We start from the raw sequence: 26033 nt of genomic DNA on the forward strand, positions 1-26033 counted from the left end.
GCGAACAGGCCCTAGCCATACAGCAGATGCTCGACGAGCTGGATCCAGTGGGCCACCGGAATCTGCGTGCCGCTCTGCAGGTGCGCGATGCAGCCGACGTTGCCGGAGACGATCATCTGGGGTTCGAGCGCCTGCAGCTTCAGCAGCTTCTGCTTGCGCAACCGGTACGACAGCGACGGCTGCGTCAGCGAATAGGTGCCGGCCGAGCCGCAGCACAGATGGCTGTCGGCCGGCAGCCGCACGTCGATGCCGAGCGTCTCGAGCAGGCGTTCGACCTTGCCGCGCGACTGCTGGCCGTGCTGCAGCGTGCATGGCGGGTGGTACGCGACCGTATGGATCGCACGGCGCCGCGCAAGCGTCGCGAGCTCGGCCTCGAACGCAAGCAGCACGTCGGAGATGTCGCGCGTCAGCGACACGATGCGCTGCGCCTTTTCCGCGTAGGCCGGGTCGTCGCGCAGCAGGTGCGCGTATTCGAGCACCGTCGCGCCGCAGCCCGATGCGTTCATCACGATCGCCTCGACGCCCTGTTCGACATGGGGCCACCACGCGTCGATGTTGCGGCGCGCGTCGTCGAGCGCTTCGTCGTGATAGTTCAGGTGCAGGCGGATCGCGCCGCAGCAGCCCGCATCGGGTGCGACGACGGTCTCGATGCCGAGCGCGTCGAGCACGCGCGCGGTCGCGATGTTGATGTTCGGCAGCATCGACGGCTGCACGCAGCCGCCGAGCATCAGCATCTTGCGCGTATGCGTGAGGTGCGGCCATTCGAGCAGCCGCGTGCGCGGCGGCACCTTGTCGCGCAGCCGCTTCGGCAGCAGCGGACGCACGTGCTGGCCGAGCCGCATCACGGGCGAGAACAGCGCGGCGTTCGGCACAAGGCTCGCGAGCACGCGGCGCACGAGACGCTGCTGCACGGGGCGCTTCACCTGCGCCTCGACGTGCTTGCGGCCGATCTCGACGAGCCGGCCGTACTGGACGCCGGACGGGCAGGTCGTCTCGCAGCTGCGGCACGTGAGGCAGCGGTCGAGGTGCTGCTGCGTGCTGCGCGTGACGGGCGCGCCTTCGACCATTTGCTTGATCAGGTAGATGCGGCCGCGCGGGCCGTCGAGTTCGTCGCCGAGCAACTGGTAGGTCGGGCAGGTCGCGGTGCAGAACCCGCAATGCACGCACTTGCGCAAGATCGCGTCGGCCTCGTCGCCGTCGGGCGTATTGCGGATGAAATCGGCGAGGTTCGTTTGCATCGAGCCCTCAGAGATCGGGGTAGAGCCGGCCGCGGTTGAAGATGCGCGCGGGATCGAACGCGGCTTTCAACCCGCGGTGGATTTTCATCATCGGGGCGGGGAGCGGCGTGAACACGCCCGCGCTGCGGTCGTACGCGTCGCCCGCACGGAACAGCGTCGCGTGGCCGCCGGCCTGCTTGGCGCTCATCCGCACGGTTTGCGCATCGGCGTCGGTGATCCACCAGCGCTGCGCGCCGCCCCATTCCATCAACTGGGTGCCGGGCAGGTGCATCGGTTCGGTGATCGACGGCAGCGCGAGGCGCCACAGCGCATAGCCGGGCGGGATACCGTGGAAGAACGGGTCGGTATGCTCGCGCAGGCCGGCCCAGAAGCGCTCGGCCTCGACCGCGTCGACGACTTCGCCGCCGAGCAGCGTCTTCGCGGATTTCACGGCCGCTTCGGCGCCCGACAGGCGCAGCACGAGCGTGCCGTTGCGCCACGCGCTCGCGCTGACCGGCAGCGGATGGCCGCCCCATTCGTTGAGCTTGCGCACCGCGTCGGTCGCGGTCATCTCGAACTTCAGCGTGACTTCGGCCACCGGCATCGGCAGCACCTTGATCGACAGGTCGAGCATCAGCCCGAGCGTGCCGAGCGCGCCGGCCATCAGCCGCGACACGTCGTAGCCGGCGACGTTCTTCACGACCTGGCCGCCAAAGCGCAGCATTTCGCCGCGGCCGTTCATCAGCGTGACGCCGAGCATGAAATCGCGCGGTGCACCGCAGGTGGCACGCCGCGGGCCCGCGAGGCCGGCCGCGACACAGCCGCCGACGGTGGCCGCGCGGCCGAAGTGCGGCGGCTCGAACGGCAGCATCTGGCCGCACTCGGCGAGGACGGTTTCAAGCTGCGCGAGCGGCGTGCCCGCGCGGACCGTGACGACGAGTTCGGCCGGGTCGTACGACACGACGCCCTGAAACGCGCGTGTGTCGAGAATTTCGCCCTCGAGCGCCTGGCCGTACCAGTCCTTGGTGCCGCCGCCGCGAATCCGCAGCGGGTGGCCGTCGGCACTGGCGGCGCGGATGCGCTCGGCCCATCCGGCGACGATGTCGTCCTCTTCCATGTTGTGTTGCTGCCTCGACTTGTTGTTCGGTCGATTGTACCGGGGTGGCGCGATTCCACATCGCGACTATCCCTAAGCCCAGTATTGCAGGCCGCATGCCTGCGCCGCCGCACGAACGGGCGCGCGGGCGCGTTCGTCCGCCGCGTGCCCGCTGCCGGCACGGGCCGCGGTACCGCGCGCAGCGCTCAGAAGCGCGGGAGGTCGGGGTGCGGCAGCAGCCCGCCGCGCACGTGCTGGCGACCGTACTCGGCGCAGCGCGCGCGGGTCGGGATGCCCTTGTCCGGGTTCAGCAGCCCTGCCGGATCGAATGCGCGCTTGACCGCGAAGAATGCATCGCGCTCCTGCGGCGAGAACTGTACGCACATCGAATTGAGCTTCTCGATGCCGACGCCGTGCTCGCCCGTCACACTGCCGCCGAATTCCACGCAGCATTCGAGGATTTCCGCGCCGAACTGCTCGGCGCGGTGCAGTTCGTCCGGATCGTTCGCGTTGTAGAGGATCAGCGGATGCATGTTGCCGTCGCCCGCGTGGAACACGTTGATGCAGCGCAGCCCGTAGCGCGTCTCGAGCTGCTCGATGCGCGCGAGCAGCGGGCCGATCGCGCGGCGCGGCACGGTGCCGTCCATGCAGTAGTAGTCGGCCGAAATGCGGCCGGCGGCCGGGAACGCATTCTTGCGGCCCGACCAGAAGCGCAGCCGCTCGTGTTCGTTGCGCGATACCTGGATGCGCGTCGCGCCATGCTCGCGCAGCACGGCCGTCATCCGCACGATCTCTTCCGCGACCTCTTCCGGCGTACCGTCCGATTCGCACAGCAGGATCGCTTTCGCATCGAGGTCGTAGCCCGCGTGCGTGAACGCCTCGACGGCCTGCGTGGCCGGCTTGTCCATCATTTCGAGTCCGGCCGGGATGATGCCCGACGCGATGATCGCCGCCACGGCCTCGCCGCCCTTGACGACGTCGTCGAAGCTCGCCATCACGAGCTGGGCCGTTTGCGGCTTCGGGATCAGCTTCACCGTGACCTCGGTGACGATCGCGAACATCCCTTCGCTGCCGATCATCACGGCGAGCAGGTCGAGGCCCGGCATGTCGAGTGCGAGCGAGCCGAACTCGACGATTTCGCCGTCGATCGTCACCGCGCGCACGCGCATCACGTTGTGCACGGTCAGCCCGTATTTCAGGCAGTGGACGCCGCCGGAATTCTCCGCGACGTTGCCGCCGATCGTGCACGCGATCTGTGACGACGGATCGGGCGCGTAATACAGGCCGTACGGCGCGGCGGCCTCCGAGATCGCGAGGTTGCGCACGCCGGGCTGCACGGTTGCCGTGCGCGCGTAAGGATCGACTTCGACGATGCGCGTGAAGCGGGCAAGCGACAGCACGACGCCGAGCGCGATCGGCAACGCGCCGCCCGACAGGCTCGTGCCCGCGCCGCGCGGCACGATCGGCACCTCCATGCGGCGGCAGATCTGCACGATCCGCTGCACCTGCGATTCCGTTTCGGGAAGCGCGACCGCGAGCGGCAGGCGGCGGTACGCGGACAGGCCGTCGCATTCGTACGGCGCCGTGTCTTCGTCGCGGTACAGCAAGCAGTGCGTCGGCAGCACGGCCATCAGCGCCTGCACGACTTCACGCTGGCGCTGCGCGCGTGCCGCGCTCGACAGTTCGACGGGAGCGTTCATTGGGTCTCCTGCAGCAGGCGGCGCGGCATCGCGCCGCCGTCTCAGCACGTGAAAATCTTGCCCGGATTCATCAGGTTGCGCGGATCGAGCGCGAGCTTGATCGCCCGCATCGTGTCGATCGCATTGTCGCCGTGCTCCTTCGGCAGGAAGCGCATCTTGTGCAGTCCGACGCCGTGCTCGCCCGTGCAGGTGCCGCCGAGGCGCAGCGCGCGCTCGACGATCCGGTCGTTGATGTGTTCCGCTTCGGCGATTTCCTCGGGCTTGTCGGGGTCGATCAGGATCGCGACGTGGAAATTGCCGTCGCCGACGTGGCCGACGATCGGGCAGGGCAGCGACGATGCGCGCAGGTCGACTTCGGTTTCCTCGACGCACGCGGCGAGCTGCGAGATCGGCACGCAGACGTCGGTTGTCACCGCGCGGCAGCCGGGTTTCAACTGCAGCATCGCGAAATACGCGTTGTGGCGCGCGGCCCAGAGGCGCGTGCGGTCTTCGGGCCGGGTCGCCCATTCGAAGCCCTGGCCATTGTTCTGGCCGGCGAGCGCCTGCACGAGTTCGGCCTGTTCCTTCACGCCGGCCTCGGTGCCGTGGAATTCGAAGAACAGCGTCGGCGCTTCGGTGAGCGTCAGGTTCGAATGGCGGTTGATCGAGCGCACGGCGAGCGCATCGACGAATTCGACGCGCGCGATCGGCACGCCGATCTGGATCGTCTCGATCACGGTGCGCACCGCGTCGCCCATCGACGGGAACGTGCAGATCGCGGCCGATACGGCTTCGGGTAGCGGATGCAGGCGCAGCGTGATCTCGGTGATCACGCCGAGCGTGCCTTCGGAGCCGACGAACAGGCGCGTGAGGTCGTAGCCGGCCGACGACTTGCGGGCGCGCGAGCCGGTTTTCACCACGCGGCCGTCGGCGAGCACGGCGGTCAGGCCGAGCACGTTCTCGCGCATCGTGCCGTAGCGCACGGCGTTGGTGCCCGACGCGCGTGTGGCGGTCATCCCGCCGATGCTCGCGTCGGCGCCCGGGTCGATCGGGAAGAACAGGCCGGTGTCGCGCAGCGCTTCGTTGAGCGCCTTGCGCGTGATGCCCGGCTCGACCGTCACGGTCAGGTCTTCGGCGTTGATCGACAGTACGCGGTTCATTTCCGACAGGTCGAGCGATACACCGCCGCGCACCGCGAGCAGGTGGCCTTCGAGCGACGAGCCGGCGCCGTACGGGATCAGCGGGACGCTGTACAGCGAGCACAGCGACACGACCTCGCGCACGTCGTCCGCGCTGTGCGCGAACACGACGGCGTCGGGCAGTTGCGGGTCGAACGGCGATTCGTCGCGGCCGTGGTGCGCGCGGACGGCGTCGGCGGTCGACACGCGCTCGCCGAAGGCGGCGCGCAGCGCATCGAGCATGGCGGGTGGAAGGGGGCGGCGCGTGGCGGCCGGCGCGGCTGGGTGATTCACGAACGTCTCCTTGTCGATCCGGGTGAGCGCGTCGGCGCCCACCCGGCTCCCGTGCTGCAGGGTTTCGGCCCATTCTACGCTGTAACGCCCGCTGCGCCCGCCGCCGCGGGCTGCGATAATCGCGTTCGAACGCAACCGGGCCGCGTCGCGGCCGCGCACGAGAGGACATCCGCATGGGCAACCGCTTGAGCAAGATCGCCACACGCACGGGCGACGACGGCACCACTGGCCTCGGCGACGGCCGGCGCATCGGCAAGGACGATACGCGGATTGCCGCGATCGGCGACGTCGACGAGCTGAACTCGAATCTCGGCGTGCTGCTCGCCGAAACGCTGGCGGACGATATCCGCACGGCGCTCGTGACGATCCAGCATGACCTGTTCGATCTCGGCGGCGAATTGTGCATTCCCGGCCATACCGTGCTCGACGACACGCATCTCGCGCGTCTCGACCGCTGGCTCGCCGACTACAACGCGACGCTGCCGCCGCTGAAGGAATTCATCCTGCCGGCCGGCTCGCGCGCGGCGTCGCTCGCGCACGTCTGTCGAACCGTGTGCCGCCGTGCCGAGCGTTCGATCGTCGCGCTCGGGCGCACCGAAACGCTCAATGATGCGCCGCGACGCTACGTGAACCGGCTGTCGGACCTGCTGTTCGTGCTGGCGCGCGTGCTGAACCGCACCGACGGCGGATCGGACGTGCTGTGGGAACGCGGCCGTATCCGCTGACGCTTCGCCCCCTTTATCGCACTGCGACAATTTGCCCGAGGGCCATCGATTTTTTAAAGATGTATCGTATGTGCATGTTTAACGGAGAACGAACATGACCCACATCACCGCTGACCAGATGGCTCGCGTGAAGGCCACTGCCCCTGTCCTCGCCGTGCACGGCGCGACGATCACGAAGCACTTCTACCAGCGCATGTTCGCGCGCCATCCGGAACTGAAGAACCTGTTCAACCAGACACACCAGAAGACCGGCAGCCAGCCGGAAACGCTCGCGAAGGCCGTTTATGCGTATGCGGCGAACATCGACAATCTCGGTGCGCTGGGCGGGGCGGTGTCGCACATCGCGCACAAGCACGCGAGTCTGAACATCCGCCCCGAGCATTACCCGATCGTCGGCGAGAACCTGCTCGCATCGATCGTCGAAGTGCTTGGCGACGCGGTCGACGCCGACACGCTCGAGGCATGGCGCGTGGCGTACGGCCAGCTCGCGCAGATCCTGATCGGCGCCGAGGCCGACCTGTACGCGGGCGCCGCCTGGAGCGGGTTCCGTCCGTTCAAGGTCGCGCGCAAGGTGCGCGAGAGCGACGAGATCACGTCGTTCTACCTGACGCCCGCCGACGGCGGTGCGGCGCCGACCTTCGAGCCGGGCCAGTACGTCACGGTAAAGCGTTTCGTCGGCGATCTCGGTGTTGACCAGCCGCGCCAGTACAGCCTGTCCGATGCGCCGCACGGCAAGTGGCTGCGCATCTCGGTGAAGCGCGAAGCCGGCAAGCCGGAAGTCATTCCGGCCGGCAAGGTGTCGACGCTGATGCACGACGGCGTGGAAGAGGGCGCGATCGTCGAGGTGACTGCGCCGATGGGCGAATTCTCGCTGAAGCGTGGCGTCGGGACGCCGGTCGTGCTGATCTCCGGCGGCGTTGGCCTGACGCCGATGGTGTCGATGGCGTCGACGCTGGTCGAGGAAGGCAGCCCGCGTGAAGTGCGGTTCGTCCATGCATGCCGTTCGGGCGCGGTGCATGCGTTCCGCGACTGGCTGAACGACACGGTGCGCACGCATGCGAACGTCAAGCGGACGGTGCTGTACGAGCTGGTCGGCCCGAACGATCGCGTCGGCATCGACCACGACCTGGAAGGGCGCCTCACGTCGGAACGCATGCAGCACTACGCGCTGGTGCCGGACGCCGACTACTACGTCTGCGGTCCGATCGCGTTCATGAAGGCACAGCGCGATGCGCTGGCCGCGCTCGGCGTCGCGCCGGAACGCATCAACACCGAGATCTTCGGTTCGGGCGCGCTCGAGTGATGCCCGCACGCAAGACGTGCGATTCATGAAAGAGCCCGGCGCGAGCCGGGCTTTGGTTTTGTTTCGCACAGAGCGTCATGCGCGCAGCATCAGCGTGGCGTGGTAGCGCCATATTTTGGCATCGGCGCTGATGAGCGGCATGCCTTCATGGAGTGCCTGAGCGACCATCACGCGGTCGAACGGATCGGCATGATCCGGAAAATCCGGCAGTGCGGCGACGCCTTCGACGTGATCGCTGCTGATCGGCAACTCCGCAAAGCCTGCGAGTCGGAATGCCGAACGTGCATCGCGCGGATGGACCGGCAGATCGCCTTTGCGGTATTTGATCGTAATTTCCCAGATGGACGCGGCGCTGACGTACAGCGTGCTTTCGGGATGTTCGATTAACGCGGCCGCAGTCGCAGAAAGTTGAGGCGCGCCTTCAGCCGCCCATAGTGCGATGTGCGTGTCGAGCAGCAGCTTCACGGGGCGAGTCCCTGTTCCGAGCTGGCATCGAAGTCGGCGGCGATCGATTCATCGCCGGCATTGAATGCCTCGACGGTCGTGGGGATGTTCAACCCGGCAAGCAACTGACGGGCTGCACCGATCCGCTTCGGCGCGGCATAAGGAACGATCCGGGCGACCGGATGACCGTTGCGGGCGATGACGACTTCGGATTCGCGCCCCAATTCAAGCGCTTCGACGAGGCTTGAGAGCCGCGACTTGGCATCGTGCATGTTGACGGTCGGCATGGGCGTTCCCTTGGTTAGCTAGGTAACGTTAGCTAGTCCAGCAGAGCGGCGCGACGACCGCAGGCTGGCCGCATGGCCAACCCGTCGCCGGGCGGGGCCATGTGGCCAGCCGGTTCGCGTTCGTCAGTTGCCGCTGCCGCGCGTGACGCGGCGCGCCTTCACCGATTCCGCGAGGCCTTCGAGCACCTTCACGCTGTCGTCCCACGCGATGCACGCGTCGGTGATGCTCTGGCCGTAGGTCAGTTCGCAGCCTTCCTTCAGGTCCTGGCGCCCCTCGACGAGGTGCGACTCGATCATCACGCCGACGATGCGGGCGTCACCAGCCGCGATCTGGCGGCCGATGTCGGCACAGACGGGGATCTGGTTCTCGTGCTTCTTCGAGCTGTTCGCGTGGCTCGCGTCGATCATCAGGCGTGCGGCGAGGCCGGCCTTGCCGATGTCCGCGCAGGCGGCGTTCACGCTGTCCGCGTCGTAGTTCGGCGCCTTGCCGCCGCGCAGGATCACGTGGCAGTCCTCGTTGCCGGCCGTCGACACGATCGCCGAATGGCCGCCCTTCGTCACCGACAGGAAATGGTGCGGCTGCGACGCGGCCTTGATCGCGTCGACCGCGATCTTCACGTTGCCGTCGGTGCCGTTCTTGAAGCCGACCGGGCACGACAGCCCCGATGCGAGCTCGCGGTGCACCTGCGATTCCGTCGTGCGCGCGCCGATCGCGCCCCACGAGATCAGGTCGGCGATGTATTGCGGGCTGATCATGTCGAGGTATTCGGTCGCGGCCGGCAGCCCCATCTCGTTGATCTGCAGCAGCAGCTCGCGCGCGGTGCGCAGCCCTTCGTTGATCTTGAAGCTGTTGTCGAGGTGCGGATCGTTGATGAGGCCCTTCCAGCCGACCGTCGTGCGCGGCTTCTCGAAGTACACGCGCATCACGATTTCCAGTTCGCCCTTGAAGCGCTCGCGCTCCTTCGCGAGCCGGCCCGCGTACTCGATCGCCGCCTTCGTGTCATGGATCGAGCACGGCCCGACGACGACGATCAGCCGGTCGTCCATCCCGTGCAGGATGCGGTGCATCGACTGGCGCGAGTTGTAGATCAGCTCGGACGCGGCTTCGGAGCACGCGAATTCACGGATCAGGTGGGCGGGCGGCGTCAGTTCCTTGAGTTCGCGAATGCGGACGTCGTCGGTGTTGTGCGGGGGCATGCTGTTTCTCCTAGAGTTCCGGGCGCCGTTCGATCAGTGGGCGTGCGGCAGATTCATCAATTCAAGCGATTCAGTGGTTTCGGTCGGGGCCGCGGGACCGCTGCGGCGGCAACCGGGTGGCGAAGGGCGAAAAAAAACCGCCGGGTTCGCCGGCGGTTTTTTCGGGAATTTCGGTTGCGCTTTACGCGCCATCAACCCTCTCGATCCGCCAGCGGTCTGAGATACCAAAAAAAGTAAAAATAAAACTTGGCGGACATGACGGAGATTCGGTTCGTCAAAAAAGTTGATTCGGAATTTATACCCCGTCGCCGGGCGGCTGGCAACCGGGAAACGTCGAAAATGCGGACATTCCGCGCGTTTTCTTCAAAATGCGCGAAATGTCTGCGTTGCGATGCGGTTATGCCGTACCGCCGACCGTCATCTTGTCGATCCGAAGGGTCGGCTGGCCGACGCCGACCGGCACGCTCTGGCCTTCCTTGCCGCACACGCCGACGCCCGTGTCGAGCGACATGTCGTTGCCGATCATGCTCACGTATTTCAGCGATTCGGGACCGCTGCCGATCAGCGTCGCACCCTTGACCGGGTAGGTGATCTTGCCGTTCTCGATCATGTACGCCTCGGATGCCGAGAACACGAACTTGCCGTTCGTGATGTCGACCTGGCCGCCGCCGAAGTTCACCGCGTACAGGCCGTTCTTCACCGACGCGATGATTTCCTGCGGATCCTTGTCGCCGTTCAGCATGTACGTGTTCGTCATGCGCGGCATCGGCAGCGCCGCATACGACTCGCGCCGCGCGTTGCCGGTGACCGGCATCTTCATCAGGCGTGCGTTCAGCGTGTCCTGGATGTAGCCCTTCAGGATGCCGTCCTCGATCAGCGTCGTGCACTGCGTCGGGTTGCCTTCGTCGTCGATGTTCAGCGAGCCGCGGCGGTTCGGCAGCGTGCCGTCGTCGACGACGGTCACGCCCTTCGCGGCAACCCGCTCACCGATCCGGCCCGCGAATGCGGACGAACCCTTGCGGTTGAAGTCGCCTTCGAGCCCGTGGCCGATCGCCTCGTGCAGCAGCACGCCCGGCCAGCCCGGCCCGAGCACGACCGTCATCGCACCGGCCGGCGCGGGGCGTGCGTCGAGGTTCACGAGCGCCGCATGCACGGCGTCGTCGACGTAGCGCGACAGCACTTCGTCGGTGAAGTAGCCGTAGTCGAAGCGGCCGCCACCGCCGCCGGAGCCGATCTCGCGGCGGCCGTTCTGCTCGGCGATCACCGTGACCGATACGCGCACGAGCGGGCGGATGTCGGCCGCGAGCGCACCGTCGCTGCGCGCGACCAGCACGACGTCGTATTCGCCGGCGAGGCCCGCCATCACTTGCGTGACGCGCGGGTCGCGGCCGCGCGCCATCTGTTCGATGCGCTCGAGCAGCTTGACCTTGGCCGTCGCGTCGAGCGACGCGAGCGGATCGGACGGCAGGTACAGGTCGCGGCCCGAGATGCCCTTCAGCGTCGTGGCCGCCTTGATCTTCTGGCGGCCGCCGCCGGCCGCCGCGATCGCCTTGGTGGCCGCGGCCGCCTGCGCGATCGCTTCCGGGGACAGGTCGTCCGAGTACGCGAACGCGGTGCGGTCGCCCGCGACCGCACGCACGCCGACGCCCTGGTCGATGCTGAAGCTGCCCGATTTGACGATGCCTTCCTCGAGGCTCCACGCTTCGCTGCGGGTCGCCTGGAAGTACAGGTCCGCGTAGTCGACGCGATGCGTGAAGATGTCGGCGATCGTGCGCGTGAGCAGGCTTTCGTCGAGGCCGTACGGCGTGAGCAGGATGTCCTTCGCCAGCGCGAGGTTGCGGATGCCGGGTTCGATGATGTTCATGCGGATATCGGGGTTTCTCAAAAAGTTGTCGGGTGCTTCTGGGCAGATGGGTTGGCCGCGCGGCGTTTCAAGCGGCGCGGCGAATTCAGGTCAGCACGCGGTGCCGCCACGCGGGCAGGCTCTGGCGAACGTCGGCGATGCGCTGCGGATCGATCGCGCCGAGCACGACGCTTGCGCCCACGTCGCGAACCGCGACGATCTCGCCCCACGGGTCGATCAGCATGCTGTGGCCCCAGGTGCGCCGGCCGTTCTCGTGCTTGCCGCCTTGCGCGGCCGCGAGCACGTAGCACTGGTTCTCGACGGCCCGCGCGCGCAGCAGCATTTCCCAATGCGCGCGGCCCGTCGTATACGTAAACGCTGACGGTACGACGATCAGCGCGCAGTCGCCCATCCTGCGATACAGCTCCGGAAAGCGCAGATCGTAACAGACCGACAGGCCGACCCGCCCGAACGGCGCGTCGAACGCGACGACCGACTCGCCCGCGCGGATCGTGCGCGCCTCGTCGAACGACTCGTCGCCTTTCTCGAAGTTGAACAGGTGGATCTTGTCGTAGCGCGCGGCTTCGTTGCCGGACGGATCGAACACGAGCGTCGTGTTCAGCACGCGATCGGGCTCGGGCGCCTTCAGCGGCAGCGTGCCGCCGATCACCCAGATGCCGTGGCGGCGCGCGGCGTCCGCGAGGAAGCGCTGGATCGGGCCGTCCTGATACGGCTCGGCGAGCGCGAGCTTGTCGGTGTCGCGATGGCCCATGAAGCAGAAATACTCGGGCAGCAGCACGAGCTGTGCGCCTTCGCCGGCGGCTTCCGCGATCAGGCGGCGCGCTTCGGCGAGATTGCGTGTGACGTCCGGCGTGCTCACCATCTGCAGCGCGGCGACCCGGAAGGGTGTGGCGGAACGGGTGTGGTCGGTCATCGCGGGATCGGTTGCATCATAAATGGGGTGCGGCCCGGCGCCATGCGCGGCTCAATGATTCGGGTTCGCCGCATCGGCCGGACCGTGATTCATCTTACCCTGATCGCCCCGCACCCGCTCGATGTGCGGGTGCGCCCACGAGCCGGTGATCGTGTAGTCGAGCGCGAACGCGCGCGACAGCGTCTCCGACAGCGCGTAGTTCGCGGCCAGCACGCCGACGCCGAGCAGCGGGTTGATGATGGCCGCCCCGATCGCGGCTGCGCCGGCGCTGATTTTCGGCGCGACGTGTGCATGCAGGTCCTGCGTCTCGGTGCCGAGATCGACCGCGCCGCGCACGGTGACGTTCGCCGGCCCCGTCATCATCGAGAAGTCGTCGGTGCGGGCGATCCCGTTCGAGATCTGGCCGGTGCCCGTGATCTTGTCGAACGGCAGCCCCTTGCCGATCACGTCGCGGAAATTCAGCGTCAGGAAGCGTGCGAGGCTCTGCAGGCTCAGCACGCCGAGGAGTTTCGCCGCGCCCGGATCGACCTTCAGGATCTGGCCGTGTTCGAGGTCGAGCGCGATCTGGCCGCCGAGCGACGGGAAGTCGAGCGCGGTCGGGCCGCCGCGCCAGCCGACCTTGCCGGTGACCGTGCCGTGGCCGTCCGCGAGCGTGCGCGGCAGGCCGACACGGTCGAGCAGTGCGCCCGCGTTGTCAATGTCGAGCTTGAAGTCGAACACGGTGCGGCGCGGCGCATCGTTTTCATCGGTGCCGCGGGCGAGCGCACGGCGCGACGTGCGCCAGTTGCCGGTCGCCGTCAGCTTCGCGGCCGGGTTCGACAGCTCCAGCTTGTCGAGCTGCCAGACCGGCGTGCCGGCTTCGTCGATATTGCGCGCGTTGACGACGAGGCGGCCGATGTCGTGGTTGCGTGCGACGACCTGGTCGACGATCAGGTCGATCGACGGCATCGGGCGGTCGGTCGGCGTCGGCAGGTTCATCGCGCGGCCGACGAGGTCGTGCTGCGCGCTGTCCGGAATCACGAGCTTCGCGAGGCGCGCGTTCAGCACGCCCGCACCATTGTGGCCGCCACCCGGCGCCCACGACAGGTAGCCCGACACCTGGTTCGACGCGATGTTCGCCTGCCAGAGCTCGTCGACGTGCGACGCGCCGACGATCACGTTTTCCCAGTTGCGCTTGAGCAGCTTCAGCGTGCCGAAATGGAACGCGAAGCGCTTCGGCGCGAAGCTCGCGACATCGACGCGCGGCGCGGCCTGCGGCTCCTGCGCGCGCGGCGTGTCCGGTTTCAGCGTATGGGCAAGCGCGAGCCACGCATCGGCGTCCAGTTCGTTGACGTCGACGGCTGCGCTCACGCCGTCCTGCGGCATGTCGGGCATCCGGTGGACGCCGATCGCGCCGCGCACCGCGCGCAGCGGCTGGCCGCGCGTGGCGTCGAGCAGGTAGGTCGCGGATACGGGGCCGAGCGTCAGGTCGGCGTGCTCGAGGCGCTTGCCGTCCGCCTGCGGCGCAGGCTGCAGCGTGAAGCTGAACGGCATCGGCGTGCCGGCCGCCTTCGCGAACGGTGCGGGGAAGTGCAGCGCGACACCGGTCAGGTCGGAATGCGCGCTGATATCGGGCAGGCGGCCCGGCGCGCCGCGCACGTCGACCTTGTACGGGGCGTCGCCGACCACGTGCTCGAGCAGCGCGGCCGCCGGGCCGTGCAGATTCAGGCCGCGCGCGGCGTCGAGCGCGAGCCGGCCGTCGACGTTCACCGTGTACGGGCCGTGCGACTGGAAGTTGCCGTTCGCGCGCACCGGGCCGCCGAGGAAGCGTCCCGACAGATCGTGCAGCGACGCGCCGGCCTCGGTGAACCGGACACTGCCGCGCAGCGCGGACAGCGGCGGCACGCCGCTGGTCGTCAGCGTGTTGCCGCCGAACGCGAGCGCGCCTTCGATGTGCGTGTGCGGATGCGCGACGTGCTGCGGAATCGTGATCTTGAGCGCGAGCGACGCGGGCCCCTGCGCATCGATCCGCTGGCCGATATGCCCGCTCATCGTGCCGAGCGAGCTGTTGTCCGCGTAGTCGATCAGGTCGGCCAGCGGGCCCTGTGCATGGCCGTCGATGATGAGCGGTGAGTGGGTCGGGTTGCCGAGATCGTCGATGCGGCCCGCGACCTTCGTCAGCGCGACGCGTTTGTAGTGCGCGCGGTCGATGTCGAAGCGCAGCTTGTTCTGCGTGAGCTCGAACACGCCGTCGATTCCGTCGAGCGCCGGCCAGACGCTCGGCGTGCCGTTCGCGAGCTTGCGCGGCGGATACGGCGTCGGTTCGAAGCGGCCGCCGGTGAACGGCGCGACGATGTGGAACACGCCGGCGTCCGGCTCGTGTTCGAACGGGAATTTCTCGAGCGGGCCGTGGGCGACGATCGACGCGCCCTTGGTCACCTGGCCGTCCTGCAGCGCGTGGCCGAGATAGTCGCGCAGGTGTTCGGACATCCCGGTCGGCAGGTAGCGCGGAATGCGTGCCACCGACGCGCGGGCGAAATCGGCGCGCAGGTCGAGCGTGCCGCGGCCGTGGCCGGGGTTCGTGTACGAGCCGGACACCGCGATTTCGGCATCGGGGTTCGAGACGAGCAGGTCGGGCAGCGTCACGTCGACGCGCGCGTGCTTGTCGCCGGGCGCGGGCGTGATCGCCCATTTGACGTTGCCGCGCAGCCGGTCGAACGTCAGGCGCGGCTCGTCGAACTCGCCGGGCACCGTGACGGCCGCGTTGACCGTGTCGAAATGCGCGCTGCCGCCCGTCTCGCTCGCATCGACGCGGCCCCACAGGTTCTCGACACCCGGCCAGCCGGCCCGCGGGTGGCCGCGCGGCGACAGGCCGGGCGGCGGCTCCTGCGCGGCGAAGCTGATGCCCTGCAGATCGGCGAGGAAACGGTAGCGGACGATCGGCGCGGCGCCCGTGCGCCGCTCCTCGTCGGCGAGTTCGGCCCGCGCAGGCTTCGCGCGTTCGACCTCGATGTGATAGTTCGACACCATCCCGCGCGGGTCGATCTTGATCAGCTCGTTGCGCAGGCGCGCCGGCAGCGGCAGCCCGCGAATGAACTCGCTGAGGATGCCGAGGTCGACGCGGTCGCCGACGATGCTCAACAGCTGCCCCTGGCTGGCGGTCGGTACACGGTAGCGGGCCGTCAGCGTCGATAGCGCGAGCGAGCGGGCGAGCGGTGTGCCGTCGGGTAGCGGCGGCTGGCCGAGCTCCGCGTTGAAGCGCGTCAGGTGCAGCGTGTAGTCGTGGCCGGCATCGAGCTGCATGTCCCAGCCGAAGCCGACCGTCGGCACGTCGAGCCGCGGCTGCGTCGGGCGCACGCGCAGCGCGACGTCCGCGCCCTGCAGGTCACCGCCCGCCGAATGCAGGTGGCCGTCGCTGAAGGTTGCCCAGATCGCGTTGTCGATCCGTCCCGCGTGGATCGTGAGCGGCATGTCGAGGTAGCGCCCCAGCGTCTGCAGGTCGACCGGGCCCGTCGACAGGTATGCGTCGCCCGTCCAGTTCGACGGCTTGCCGACCGGTGCGAGCGGCTTGTGCGTGAAGCGCGCGCGGAAATCGAGCGGGCCGAGCAGCAGCGTGCCGTTCGCGGGCGCCTGCAGAGCGGCCTTGTGCACGCGGCCGTCGTTGAGCACCGCGAGCCGGATGCCCGACAGCACGAGCTCCGGTGCGTCGTGCTGCGCGTCGCGCCAGCGCAGCGTGCCGCCGCGCAGCACGATCGCTTCCTGCTTCAGCAGCCACGTGCCGAACGTATCGTTGCCGCCGTGGGTGGTTGCCACGCCGACGCCCGCGATGCTCAGCGAGCCGTCGGCCGCGCGCGCGACGACGAGGTCGGGCTGGTCGACGACCAGGCTCGACAGCGCGGGCGCCAGCCGCAGCAGCGACATCCACGACAGCGCGGCGGTCGCATGCGGCACCGACAGCGCGACCTTGCCGTCGCGGCCGCGGATCGTCAGGTTCGTGAGTTCGACGCCCGGCTGCATGCCGGACCAGTTCGGGGAAAGCTTGCCGATCGAAAGCTGCGCGTGGAGCTTGTCGGACACCGCGCGCTCGATGCGCGGGCGGAATTCGTCGATGCGGGGCAGCAGTACGTAGCGCAGCCCGAGGAACGCGCCGGACGCGACAAAGTAGGTGCCGATCCCGACTGCCAGCGTCACCCTGAACACGCGACGCAGGACCGGATGATCGTGCTTCGGAGGTCCCGCTTCGGGCGCAGCTACGGCGGATTCCTGACGGTCGGACATGCGGCGGACGGGCGGCGATATGGTAGTTTTGCAGACTGACGTTGAAATGTATCACACGGGTTCGTGCCGGCGGCCGTTGCGGCAGCGCGGCACGGGCTTTCCGGCGCGCGGTTTCGCGACGGACGCACGTGCGTCCCGCGATGCCGCGCCGAGTTCATGAGGCCGGTCGGCAGCGGGGCGCGCACGCGCCGGCCCGCGCCGGCCGGCCTTTCCGCCAGGCCCGCTTCTCGATGACCGACGCTTCCGCCCTGATCTGCACGTCCTATTCCCGTTACCTGGCCCGAGCGGCCGCCGCGCGACCCGCGCTCGCCGACCAGGTGGCCGCGTGGGCTGCCGCGCCGCTCGGTCGCGCGCAGCTCGACGCGCGCCTCACTGAACTGCTCGCGACGCCGGCCGGCACGGCCGCGCCGACCGAGGAGCAACTGAAGCGCGCGTTGCGGCAACTGCGGGCCGAGGCGTTCGGCGCGGTCGCGGAGCGCGACCTGCGCGGGCTGGCCGACGTCGCCGAGGTGACAGGCGCGATGACCGATCTTGCCGAAGTGGCCGTGCAGCGCTCGCTCGCGCTGTTGTCGGCCGAGCTCGAGGCGCTGTACGGCGAGCCGCGCGGTGCCGACGGCCAGCGCGTCGTGCTCGGCGTGGTCGGGATGGGCAAGCTCGGCGGCCGCGAGTTGAACGTGTCGTCGGACATCGACCTGATCTTCGTCTACGAGGACGACGGCGAGACGACCGGCGGCACCCGCGCGCCGCTGTCGACGCAGGAATACTTCACGCGGCTCGGCCGGCGCCTGATCGGCGTGCTGTCCGAGGTCACGGCCGACGGCTACGTGTTTCGCGTCGACATGCGGCTGCGCCCGAACGGCGATTCGGGGCCGCTCGTCTGCAGCCTCGGGATGCTCGAGGAGTATTTCTACGTGCAGGGGCGCGAGTGGGAGCGCTATGCGTGGATCAAGGGGCGGCTCGTGTCGGAAGGCGACAGCGATGCGGCGCGACGGCTGGAGTCGGAGCTCGAGTCGATCGTCAAGCCGTTCGTGTATCGCCGCTATCTCGACTTCGGCGTGATCGGTGCGATCCGCTCGTTGCACCAGCAGATCCGGCAGGAAGCCGCGCGCCGCGCGTCGATGCGCCCCGACAAGGCCGACGACATCAAGCTCGGGCGCGGCGGGATTCGCGAGATCGAGTTCAGCGCGCAGGTATTCCAGCTGATCCGCGGCGGCCAGGATGCGGAATTCCGCGTGCGGCCGACGCTCGCGGTGCTGCGCCATGCGCAGGCGCGCGGGCTGATCGGCGAGGACGTGCGTGCACGCCTGTCCGATGCTTACAACTTCCTGCGCACGCTCGAGCACCGGCTGCAGTACCGCAACGACGCGCAGACGCACGCGATGCCGGTCGAACCGGATGAACGCGCGGCGCTGGCTGCGTCGCTCGGTTTTGCCGACTATGCGGCGCTGATGACGGTGCTGGACGGCCACCGGACCTTCGTCGAGGCGCAGTTCCACCAGATTTTCGCCGACAAGGTGAGCGGTGCCCCGTGTGCGGCCGGCGACGACACGGCAGCCGCGTGGATCTGGAGCGGCGCGCTGGCCGACGACGGCGAGGACGACGCGCTGGTCGCGCGTCTCGACGGCCTGGGCTTTGCCGATCCGGCCACCGTGCTCGCGCGGCTGCGCGCGATCTGGCAATCGTCGCGCTACACGGGGCTGCCGGAAAAGAGCCGGCAGCGCTTCGACAGCGTCGCGCAGCGGGCGCTCGACGCCGCGCCGAAGATCGATGCCGCGCGCCGCGACGACACGATCGTGCGCCTGTTCGACCTGCTCGAGACGGTCAGCCGGCGCGGCGTCTATCTCGCGCTGCTGACCGAATATCCGGCCGCGCTCGACCGCGTGCTGTCGGTGCTCGGCGCGACGCGCTGGGGCGGCGGCTACCTGATCCGCCACCCGCAACTGCTCGACGAGCTGCTCGACGACGAGGCGATCGCGAGCCCGTTCGACTGGCCCGCGTTCAAGGACGCGCTGCGCGCGCGCCTAGCGGCAGCCGACGGCCCCGAGCAGCAGATGGACCTGCTGCGCCATGCACAGCACGCGGAGGTGTTCCGGATCCTGCTGATCGACCTCGCCGGGCAACTGTCGGTCGAGCATGTGAGCGACCGGCTGTCCGAGCTGGCCGACGCGGTGCTCGACGTGACGATCGAGGTCGTCTGGTCGCAGCTTGCGAAGCGCCATCGCGACGTGCCGAAGTTCGCGGTGATCGCATACGGCAAGCTGGGCGGCAAGGAGCTCGGCTACGCGTCGGATCTCGACCTGATCTTCCTGTACGACGACCCCGACGAGCGCTCGGCGGACGTCTACACGACCTTCACGCGGCGGCTCATCACGTGGCTCACCACGGCGACCGGTGCCGGCGCGCTGTTTGACATCGATCTGCGACTGCGGCCGAACGGCGAGGCCGGGCTGCTCGTCACCGATCTCGATGCGTTCCGTCGCTACCAGCTGCGTGAGGGCGATGCCGCGAACACGGCGTGGGTGTGGGAGCACCAGGCGCTGACGCGTGCCCGCTACAGCGCGGGCGATGCGCAGATCGGCGAGGATTTCGAGGCGATCCGCCAGCAGGTGCTGACGACGCCGCGCGACGGCGGCGTGCTCGCGAAGGAGATCGTCGACATGCGTGGCAAGGTGTTTGCCGGCCATCCGAACCAGACCGAGCTGTTCGACCTGAAGCACGATCGCGGCGGGATGGTCGACATCGAGTTCATCGTCCAGTACTGGGTGCTGCTGCACGCGTCGAGCGACGCCGAGCTGATCCGCAACACGGGCAACATCGCGCTGCTGCGCGAGGTCGCGCGCTTCGGGCTGATGGGCGAGGACGAGGCCGAGCGCGTCGGCGCGGCATACCGGAAGTACCGGAAGCTGCAGCACAAGCTGCGGCTCGACGGGATGGAGAAGGCGCGGGTCGATCCGGCCGTGGTGGCCGACGAGCGGGCAGCCGTGACGGCGCTGTGGACGCGCGTGTTCGGGGCGGTTGAAGCGGACGTTTGAATCTGTCGTTTGAATCCGCTGTTCGGATCCGGCATTCGAATCGGACATCCGATTCGACGGGGCGGGGCCGGCGGGCGCAAGTGACCGCTTCCTGCGAAAAAAAGACCGGCGCACGCGCCGGTCTTTTTGCATTCGACAAACGGGTAACGGGCAGCCGCGTCAGGCCGCCAGCATTTCCTTCGCGTGCTTGCGCGTCGTGGCCGTGATCTCGAGCCCGCCGAGCATCCGCGCGACTTCCTCGATCCGGTTGGCGCGGTCGAGCGCGACGACCGTCGACACCGTGCCGCCGCGGTCGTCGGCGCCCTTCGCAACCTGGAAGTGGTGGTCGCCACGCGCGGCAACCTGCGGCAGGTGCGTCACGCACAGCACCTGGCGATCGCGCCCGAGCTGGTGCAGCAGGCGGCCGACCACTTCGGCGACGCCGCCGCCGATCCCCGTATCGACTTCGTCGAAGATCAGCGTTGGCGTCGGGCTGGCCGCGCTGGCGATCACCGCGAGCGCGAGGCTGATCCGCGCGAGCTCGCCGCCCGACGCAACCTTCGCGAGCGGCCGCAACGGCACGCCGGTGTGCCCGGCGACCCGGAATTCGACCTGCTCGAGCCCGTGCGGGCCGCCGTCGGCGAGCGGGACGAGCGCGACTTCGAAGCTTCCGCCCGCCATCGACAGTTCCTGCATGCCGGCCGTGACGGCCGTGCCGAGCGCCTTGGCGGCCTGCGTGCGCGCCTTCGACAGATGCCTGGCGTCGGCGAGATAGGTTTCCCGCGCCTTGGCCTGCGTCGCCTCGAGCGCGCCGAGATCGGCGGCCGCATCGAGCTCGGCGAGCTGCGCGCGGCGTGCCGCGTGTTCTTCGTGCAGCGTGTCGGGCGGCAAGCGGAACTTGCGGGCGGTCGAGTGCAGCGCGTCGAGGCGCGTTTCGACCTGTGCGAGCCGCTCGGGGTCGAGATCGACGCGCTGCGCATAGTGCGACAGCGAGTAGACGGCTTCCTGCAACTGGATCTCGGCCGGTTCGAGCGACGCGAGCGCGTCGCCGAGCGTGGTGTCGTAGTCGGCGAGGCTGCGCAGCTTCGACACGATCGCGCCGAGCTGCGCGAGCATCGCGTCATCGGCCTCGGACAACGCGTTGAGTGCACCACGCACGCCTTCGATCAGGTTCGCCGAATGCGACAGGCGCTTGTGCTCGTTGCTGACTTCGTCCCATTCGCCGGGCTGCGGCGCGAGCTTGTCGAGCTCGGCGAGCTGCCAGGCGAGCTTTTCGCGTTCGAGCTGCAGCTCGCGCTCGTGCGCCTTCGCGGCCTCGATCGCCTGCGTCGCGTCGCGCCACACGCGCCACGCGCGCGCGACGTTCGCCGCATCGGCGACGAGCCCCGCGTGCGTGTCGAACAGCTCGCGCTGCGCGTCGGGCCGCATCAGCAGCTGGTGCGCGTGCTGGCCGTGGATGTCGACGAGCATTTCGCCGAGCTCACGCAGCTGCGCGAGCGTCGCGCTGGTGCCGTTGATGAACGCGCGCGACCGGCCGTTCGCATCGATCACGCGGCGCAGCATCACGGTGTCCTCGGTGTCGAACGCGTGTTCGTCGAGCCAGCGCGCGACACGGTCGTGCGGCGTGAATTCGGCGGTGATGTCGGCGCGGCCGCAGCCGGTGCGCACGACGCTCGCGTCGGAACGTTCGCCGAGGGCGAGGGCGAGGGCGTCGATCAGGATCGATTTCCCGGCGCCGGTTTCGCCGGAAAAGACGGAAAAGCCGCTGTCGAATTCGAGATCGAGCGCGGCGACGATGACGAAGTCGCGGATCGAGAGGTGGCGGAGCATGGTGTCGGGCGGAGTGGCGTCAGGACGCCTTGTCGTCTTCGTTCGAGGCGTGTTCGTTCCAGTGCAGCTTCTTGCGCAGCGTCGAGAAATAGCTGTAGCCGACCGGGTGCAGGAACGGCACCGTGTGCTTCGAGCGGCGCACCTCGATCGTGTCGTTCAGCTCGAGTGCGGTGAACGACTGCATGTCGAAATTCACGTTGACGTCGCGCCCGCCGACGATCTGGATCGCGATTTTCGAATCGTCGGGCAGCACGATCGGCCGGTTCGACAGCGCGTGCGGCGCGATCGGCACGAGCACGATACCCTGCAGCTGCGGATGGAGGATCGGGCCGGCCGACGACAGCGCGTAGGCGGTCGAGCCGGTCGGCGTGGCGACGATCAGGCCGTCCGAACGCTGGTTGTACATGTACCGGCCGTCGACCGATGCGCGCAGCTCGACCATCCCGGAGAAGCCGCTGCGGTTCACGACGACGTCGTTGAACGCGAGCGCGTGGTAGATCGGTTCGCCGTCGCGCATGATCCGGGCCTCGAGCAGCGAGCGCTCCTCGCGCTCGAACTTGCCCGACAGGATCACCGGGACGAGCGCCTGCATGTCGGCCGCCGCGATATCGGTGATGAAGCCGAGCCGCCCGTGGTTGATCCCGATCAGCGGTGTCTTGTACGGCGCGAGCTGACGGCCGATGCCGAGCATTGTCCCGTCGCCGCCCAGCACGACCGCCACGTCGGCGCGCGCCCCGATTTCGGCCGGTGTCAGCGCCGGGTAGCCGGTGATGCCGATCTCGCGCGCGGTCTCGGCTTCGAAGACGACCTCGAAGCCCCGCTTGGCGATGCAGGCGGCCAGCGTGGCGAGCGGCTCGACGATGTTGGGCGTGTTGCTCCGGCCGACGAGCGCGACAGTGTTGAACTGATTACCGGTTTTCATGCCGGCATTACACCATAGCTCGTTGACGAAAAGAACCGGCTGTGCGCTGGCGGGGCCGGATCGGGCCGGCCCGCGCATCGGTGGCCGACGCCACTCGCCGCGGTCGCGCGGTTGCGCTAAAATTTTCCACCATGCTAGATCCTCGCGCACGAACCCTCCTGAAAACCCTGATCGAACGGTATATCGCCGACGGTCAGCCAGTCGGATCGCGCACGTTGTCCCGTTACTCCGGGCTCGAGCTGAGCCCGGCGACGATCCGCAACGTGATGTCCGACCTGGAGGAGCTCGGCCTCGTGTCGAGCCCGCACACGTCGGCCGGCCGCGTGCCGACGCCGCGCGGCTACCGGCTGTTCGTCGACACGATGCTGACGGTCGAGACGCCGATCGACGCCGAGGCCGTCGCGCGGCAGGTGCAGAACACGCTGCAGGCCGGCGAGCCGCAGCAGCGGGTCGTGGCGGCCGCCGCGAGCGTGCTGTCGAACCTGTCGCAGTTCGCGGGCGTCGTGCTGACGCCGCGCCGCAGCCACGTGTTCAAGCAGATCGAGTTCATGCGCCTGTCGGACAAGCGCATCCTGCTGATCATCGTCACGCCCGAGGGCGACGTGCAGAACCGGATGCTCGCGACGCCGCGCGATTACTCGCCGTCGCAACTGACCGAGGCGTCCAACTACATCAACGCGCATTTCGCCGGCCTGTCGTTCGACGAGGTGCGCCGCCGCCTGCGCGACGAGATCGACCAGTTGCGCGGCGACATGACCGCGCTGATGCATCTGGCGGTGACGGCCAGCACCGAGGTGCCTGACACCGAGGACACCGTGCTGATTTCCGGCGAGCGCAACCTGCTCGAGGTGGCGGATCTCTCGTCCGACATGGCCCGGCTGCGCAAGCTGTTCGACGTATTCGACCAAAAGACGGGCCTCCTGCAACTGCTCGACGTGTCGAGCCACGCCCAGGGCGTGCAGATCTTCATCGGCGGAGAATCGACGCTCGTGCCGATCGAGGAAATGAGCGTGGTTACCGCGCCTTACGAGGTGAACGGGCAGATCGTCGGCACGCTCGGCGTGATCGGCCCGACACGCATGGCGTACAACCGCGTGATACCGATCGTCGACATCACCGCGCGCCTGCTGTCGCTCACGCTGAGCCAGCAGTAGCCCGCAATCGCCAGCCCGATCCCGCCCCGTCATCGTGCCGCGGCACCGCGTGAGCCGACAGTCGGCCGAACGGCCAGCCGACCGGCGCGAGGCGGCCCGCTATAATTGAGAGCCGTCCGGTCCCGTGCCCCGAGCACGTTCTTGCCCATGCGTTTCGATCTTGAGCCGCCTTCGACCACCGCGGCCGCCCATCGCATCGGCGTGCTGCTGATCAATCTCGGCACGCCCGACGCGCCCACGCCGCGCGCCGTGCGGCGCTATTTGGCCGAATTCCTGTCGGATCCGCGGGTCGTCGAGATTCCACAGGCCGTCTGGCAGGTGCTGCTGCGCACGCTGATCCTGCCGCTGCGCGGCCGCGCGTCCGCGAAAAAATACGCGGCCGTCTGGATGCCCGAGGGCTCGCCGCTGCGCGTGCACACCGAGCGCCAGACCGACAGCGTGCGGTACCTGCTCGCGTCGAACGGTTATCAAGTGCAGGTCGACTACGCGATGCGCTACGGCAGTCCGAACATTGCGCACGCGCTCGCGCAGTTCAAGCGCGCCGGCGTCGAGCGCGTGCTGCTGATGCCGATGTATCCGCAATACTCGGCGTCGACCACGGCCACCGCATTCGACGCTGCATTCGACGCGCTCGCGCGCATGCGCAACCAGCCGGAAGTGCGCACGGTGCGGCACTACGCCGACCATCCGGCCTATATCCACGCGCTGGCCGAGCAGGTGCGCCAGTATTGGGCGCAGCACGGCCGGCCGGACTTCGCGGCCGGCGACAAGCTCGTGCTGAGCTTTCACGGCGTGCCGAAGCGCACGCTCGACCTCGGCGATCCCTATCACGACCAGTGCCAGCAGACGGGCGCGCTGCTGATGGCCGCGCTCGGGCTGTCGACGACCGAATGTCGCGTCACGTTCCAGTCGCGTTTCGGCAAGGCCGAATGGCTGCAGCCTTATACCGCGCCGACGCTGCGCGAGTTCGGCGAGGCCGGCGTACGGCGGGCCGACGTGTTCTGTCCCGGTTTCACGGCCGACTGCCTGGAGACGATCGAGGAGATCGGCATGGAAGTGCGCGACGAGTTCCTCGCCGGTGGCGGCAAGGCATTCCACCGCATTCCGTGCCTGAACGGCGCACCGGCGTGGATCGGCGCGCTCGGCGAGATCGTGGCCGAGAATCTGCAGGGCTGGCCGGTCAGGGCCGCGCAGCCCGAAACGGTGAGTTAAGTGCGATGAATTACAAGATTTCGACCGAACCGGGCGCGAAGCTGCGCATCGACAAATGGCTGTGGGCGGCCCGGTTCTTCAAGACGCGCTCGCTCGCGACCGATGCGGTCGACAAAGGGCACGTGAAGATCGGCGGCGCGGCGGTCAAGCCGGCGAAGGATGTGCGCGTTGGCGACGAGGTCGAGATTGCGATCGACGGCATCGTCTGGCACATTGCCGTGCTCGGCGTGTGCGACGTGCGCGGGCCGGCGAGCGTTGCGCAGACGCTTTACGAGGAAACGGAAGCGGGGCGGGCCGCACGGCTCGCCGAACTGGAGCGGCGCCGTACGTATCGCGAGCCGGCGGCCGAATTGCACGGCCGGCCGACGAAACGCGACCGGCGCATCATCGACAGATTTTCTGGTGGGAGCTGAACATCTGGTCGAACGTCGCCCGCGCGCTTCCGTATTCGGTCGTGCGGTCGGTGACGGCTCCCGACAGGCAGATGGTGGTGGTGCCGGCGATGAGTACCAGCGCGACCACCGAAATCGCAAAGGTCAGTTTCACGGTACTCCCCTCGAGAAGACGGGTGAAGACGGCGACAGGTGGTGGTTGTAAGGCGTCGGTCAGCTAAGGGTAAACACGCTTTTCCGACGCTTGAGTGGAGTGTAGTGCAGCGGGACTGTGCCAAGCTAGTACTTGCCAGGTAAGCGTTGTTACAGCCCGTTTCGCCCGCTCTGGCCGACTATGCGGGCGATGCACCGGGGCGACGCGCGGTTGTTTCGCCGCATTGGAGAATGCCGGCGAATAACCCTCTTGAAATCGTAGTTTTCACCCTTATTTGCACCAGCAATGTGCGGTACCGCCGGGTATACGGTCCGGCGGTTGCCGATTTGGCTTCAACCTCTAATCGACTTTCAGCGACATGGAAAACACGCAAGAGAACCCGGCTACCCAATCGGCCGAAGATATCGGCAGCGAGAAGCAGGCGGCGCAAGGCGCTGCTCCCGCCGCCGAAGCAGCCGACGCGGCGCTCGCGGAGGCTCAAGCCAAGGTCGCCGAGCTGCAGGAAAGCTACCTGCGAGCGAAGGCCGAGACCGAGAACGTCCGCCGTCGCGCGCAGGACGACGTCTCGAAGGCGCACAAGTTCGCGATCGAAGGCTTCGCGGAACACCTGCTGCCCGTGCTGGACAGCCTGGAAGCCGCTGTCAGCGACACGTCCGGCGACATCGCGAAGGTGCGCGAAGGCGTCGAACTGACGCTGCGCCAGCTGACGAGCGCACTCGAAAAGGGCCGCGTCGTCGCGCTGAACCCGGTTGGCGAGAAGTTCGATCCGCACCAGCACCAGGCGATTTCGATGGTGCCGGCCGAGCAGGAGCCGAACACCGTCGTCACCGTGCTGCAGAAGGGCTATACGATCGCCGACCGTGTGCTGCGTCCGGCGCTCGTCACCGTCGCGCAGCCGAAGTAA

19 protein-coding genes and 1 pseudogene are annotated in these 26033 nt (G+C 68.3%); 7 read left to right on the top strand and 13 right to left on the bottom strand.

What is annotated here, in order from left to right; all coding sequences use genetic code 11:
- Positions 1-11: 11 nt before the first annotated feature.
- The 4 genes and pseudogenes from glcF to ACPTTF_RS03535 all read right to left on the bottom strand — a co-directional run bounded on the left by glcF (position 12) and on the right by ACPTTF_RS03535 (position 5714).
- Positions 12-1238, bottom strand: a complete 1227-nt coding sequence (gene glcF, locus ACPTTF_RS03520; protein WP_166956826.1) for a glycolate oxidase subunit GlcF — start codon at positions 1236-1238, stop codon at positions 12-14.
- 7 nt (positions 1239-1245) lie between these two features.
- Positions 1246-2334: a glycolate oxidase subunit GlcE gene (gene glcE / locus ACPTTF_RS03525; protein WP_166956828.1), complete on the bottom strand. Its 1089-nt coding sequence runs from the start codon at positions 2332-2334 to the stop codon at positions 1246-1248.
- 185 nt (positions 2335-2519) lie between these two features.
- Complete coding sequence (locus ACPTTF_RS03530) at positions 2520-4013, bottom strand: FAD-linked oxidase C-terminal domain-containing protein (RefSeq protein ID WP_021163857.1); 1494 nt, start codon at positions 4011-4013, stop codon at positions 2520-2522.
- 41 nt (positions 4014-4054) lie between these two features.
- Positions 4055-5714: pseudogene (locus ACPTTF_RS03535) on the bottom strand (FAD-binding oxidoreductase).
- Between ACPTTF_RS03535 and ACPTTF_RS03540 the strand changes: the two are divergent.
- Positions 5638-6189 (top strand): cob(I)yrinic acid a,c-diamide adenosyltransferase, encoded by a 552-nt coding sequence (locus tag ACPTTF_RS03540; protein ID WP_423370274.1) that lies wholly within the window; start codon positions 5638-5640, stop codon positions 6187-6189. The pseudogene ACPTTF_RS03535 and the gene ACPTTF_RS03540 sit on opposite strands and share 77 nt — an antisense overlap.
- Before the next feature lie 94 nt (positions 6190-6283).
- A complete protein-coding gene (gene hmpA / locus ACPTTF_RS03545) occupies positions 6284-7492 on the top strand; it encodes an NO-inducible flavohemoprotein (protein ID WP_423370275.1) in 1209 nt (402 codons plus the stop codon).
- A gap of 75 nt (positions 7493-7567) precedes the next feature.
- Here hmpA and ACPTTF_RS03550 read toward each other — a convergent pair whose 3' ends face one another.
- From ACPTTF_RS03550 to ACPTTF_RS03575, 6 genes are all read right to left on the bottom strand, one after another.
- Positions 7568-7957, bottom strand: a complete 390-nt coding sequence (locus ACPTTF_RS03550; protein WP_423370276.1) for a type II toxin-antitoxin system VapC family toxin — start codon at positions 7955-7957, stop codon at positions 7568-7570.
- On the bottom strand, positions 7954-8223 hold the full coding sequence (locus tag ACPTTF_RS03555) for a type II toxin-antitoxin system Phd/YefM family antitoxin (protein ID WP_089483465.1): 270 nt from the start codon (positions 8221-8223) through the stop codon (positions 7954-7956). The genes ACPTTF_RS03550 and ACPTTF_RS03555 overlap by 4 nt, the downstream gene beginning before the upstream one ends.
- Positions 8224-8346: 123 nt before the next feature.
- Positions 8347-9420 carry a 3-deoxy-7-phosphoheptulonate synthase AroG gene (gene aroG / locus ACPTTF_RS03560; protein WP_423370277.1) on the bottom strand — a complete coding sequence of 358 codons (1074 nt, stop codon included), beginning with the start codon at positions 9418-9420 and terminating at the stop codon, positions 8347-8349.
- Positions 9421-9817: 397 nt separating this feature from the next.
- On the bottom strand, positions 9818-11284 hold the full coding sequence (tldD, locus tag ACPTTF_RS03565; RefSeq protein ID WP_166956840.1) for a metalloprotease TldD: 1467 nt from the start codon (positions 11282-11284) through the stop codon (positions 9818-9820).
- An 85-nt stretch (positions 11285-11369) separates the two neighbouring features.
- A complete protein-coding gene (locus ACPTTF_RS03570; protein ID WP_166956842.1) occupies positions 11370-12197 on the bottom strand; it encodes a carbon-nitrogen hydrolase family protein in 828 nt (275 codons plus the stop codon).
- Between the two features lie 51 nt (positions 12198-12248).
- Positions 12249-16454 (bottom strand): YhdP family protein, encoded by a 4206-nt coding sequence (locus tag ACPTTF_RS03575; RefSeq protein ID WP_423370278.1) that lies wholly within the window; start codon positions 16452-16454, stop codon positions 12249-12251.
- A 230-nt stretch (positions 16455-16684) separates the two neighbouring features.
- Here ACPTTF_RS03575 and glnE point away from each other — a divergent pair, with 230 nt between their 5' ends.
- Positions 16685-19486: a bifunctional [glutamate--ammonia ligase]-adenylyl-L-tyrosine phosphorylase/[glutamate--ammonia-ligase] adenylyltransferase gene (glnE, locus tag ACPTTF_RS03580; RefSeq protein ID WP_423370279.1), complete on the top strand. Its 2802-nt coding sequence runs from the start codon at positions 16685-16687 to the stop codon at positions 19484-19486.
- 159 nt (positions 19487-19645) lie between these two features.
- Here glnE and recN read toward each other — a convergent pair whose 3' ends face one another.
- Both recN and ACPTTF_RS03590 read right to left on the bottom strand, forming a co-directional pair.
- Complete coding sequence (gene recN / locus ACPTTF_RS03585) at positions 19646-21295, bottom strand: DNA repair protein RecN (protein WP_423370280.1); 1650 nt, start codon at positions 21293-21295, stop codon at positions 19646-19648.
- 19 nt (positions 21296-21314) lie between these two features.
- Positions 21315-22217, bottom strand: a complete 903-nt coding sequence (locus ACPTTF_RS03590; RefSeq protein ID WP_423370281.1) for an NAD kinase — start codon at positions 22215-22217, stop codon at positions 21315-21317.
- A 131-nt stretch (positions 22218-22348) separates the two neighbouring features.
- On the opposite strand from ACPTTF_RS03590, the gene hrcA reads away from it, so the two are divergent.
- The 3 genes from hrcA to ACPTTF_RS03605 all read left to right on the top strand — a co-directional run bounded on the left by hrcA (position 22349) and on the right by ACPTTF_RS03605 (position 24996).
- Positions 22349-23371: a heat-inducible transcriptional repressor HrcA gene (gene hrcA, locus ACPTTF_RS03595; RefSeq protein ID WP_048242933.1), complete on the top strand. Its 1023-nt coding sequence runs from the start codon at positions 22349-22351 to the stop codon at positions 23369-23371.
- Positions 23372-23518: 147 nt separating this feature from the next.
- A complete protein-coding gene (gene hemH / locus ACPTTF_RS03600; protein ID WP_423370282.1) occupies positions 23519-24583 on the top strand; it encodes a ferrochelatase in 1065 nt (354 codons plus the stop codon).
- Positions 24584-24588: 5 nt separating this feature from the next.
- On the top strand, positions 24589-24996 hold the full coding sequence (locus ACPTTF_RS03605) for an RNA-binding S4 domain-containing protein (protein ID WP_006484997.1): 408 nt from the start codon (positions 24589-24591) through the stop codon (positions 24994-24996).
- Here ACPTTF_RS03605 and ACPTTF_RS03610 read toward each other — a convergent pair.
- Positions 24968-25129, bottom strand: coding sequence for a hypothetical protein (locus tag ACPTTF_RS03610; protein ID WP_006476841.1), 162 nt, complete (start codon positions 25127-25129; stop codon positions 24968-24970). The genes ACPTTF_RS03605 and ACPTTF_RS03610 overlap by 29 nt on opposite strands.
- 358 nt (positions 25130-25487) lie before the next feature.
- Between ACPTTF_RS03610 and grpE the strand changes: the two genes are divergently transcribed.
- Positions 25488-26033: a nucleotide exchange factor GrpE gene (grpE, locus tag ACPTTF_RS03615; RefSeq protein ID WP_166956854.1), complete on the top strand. Its 546-nt coding sequence runs from the start codon at positions 25488-25490 to the stop codon at positions 26031-26033.

Origin of the sequence: Burkholderia crassaminum (assembly GCF_964265005.1) — a bacterium.
GTDB lineage: Bacteria > Pseudomonadota > Gammaproteobacteria > Burkholderiales > Burkholderiaceae > Burkholderia.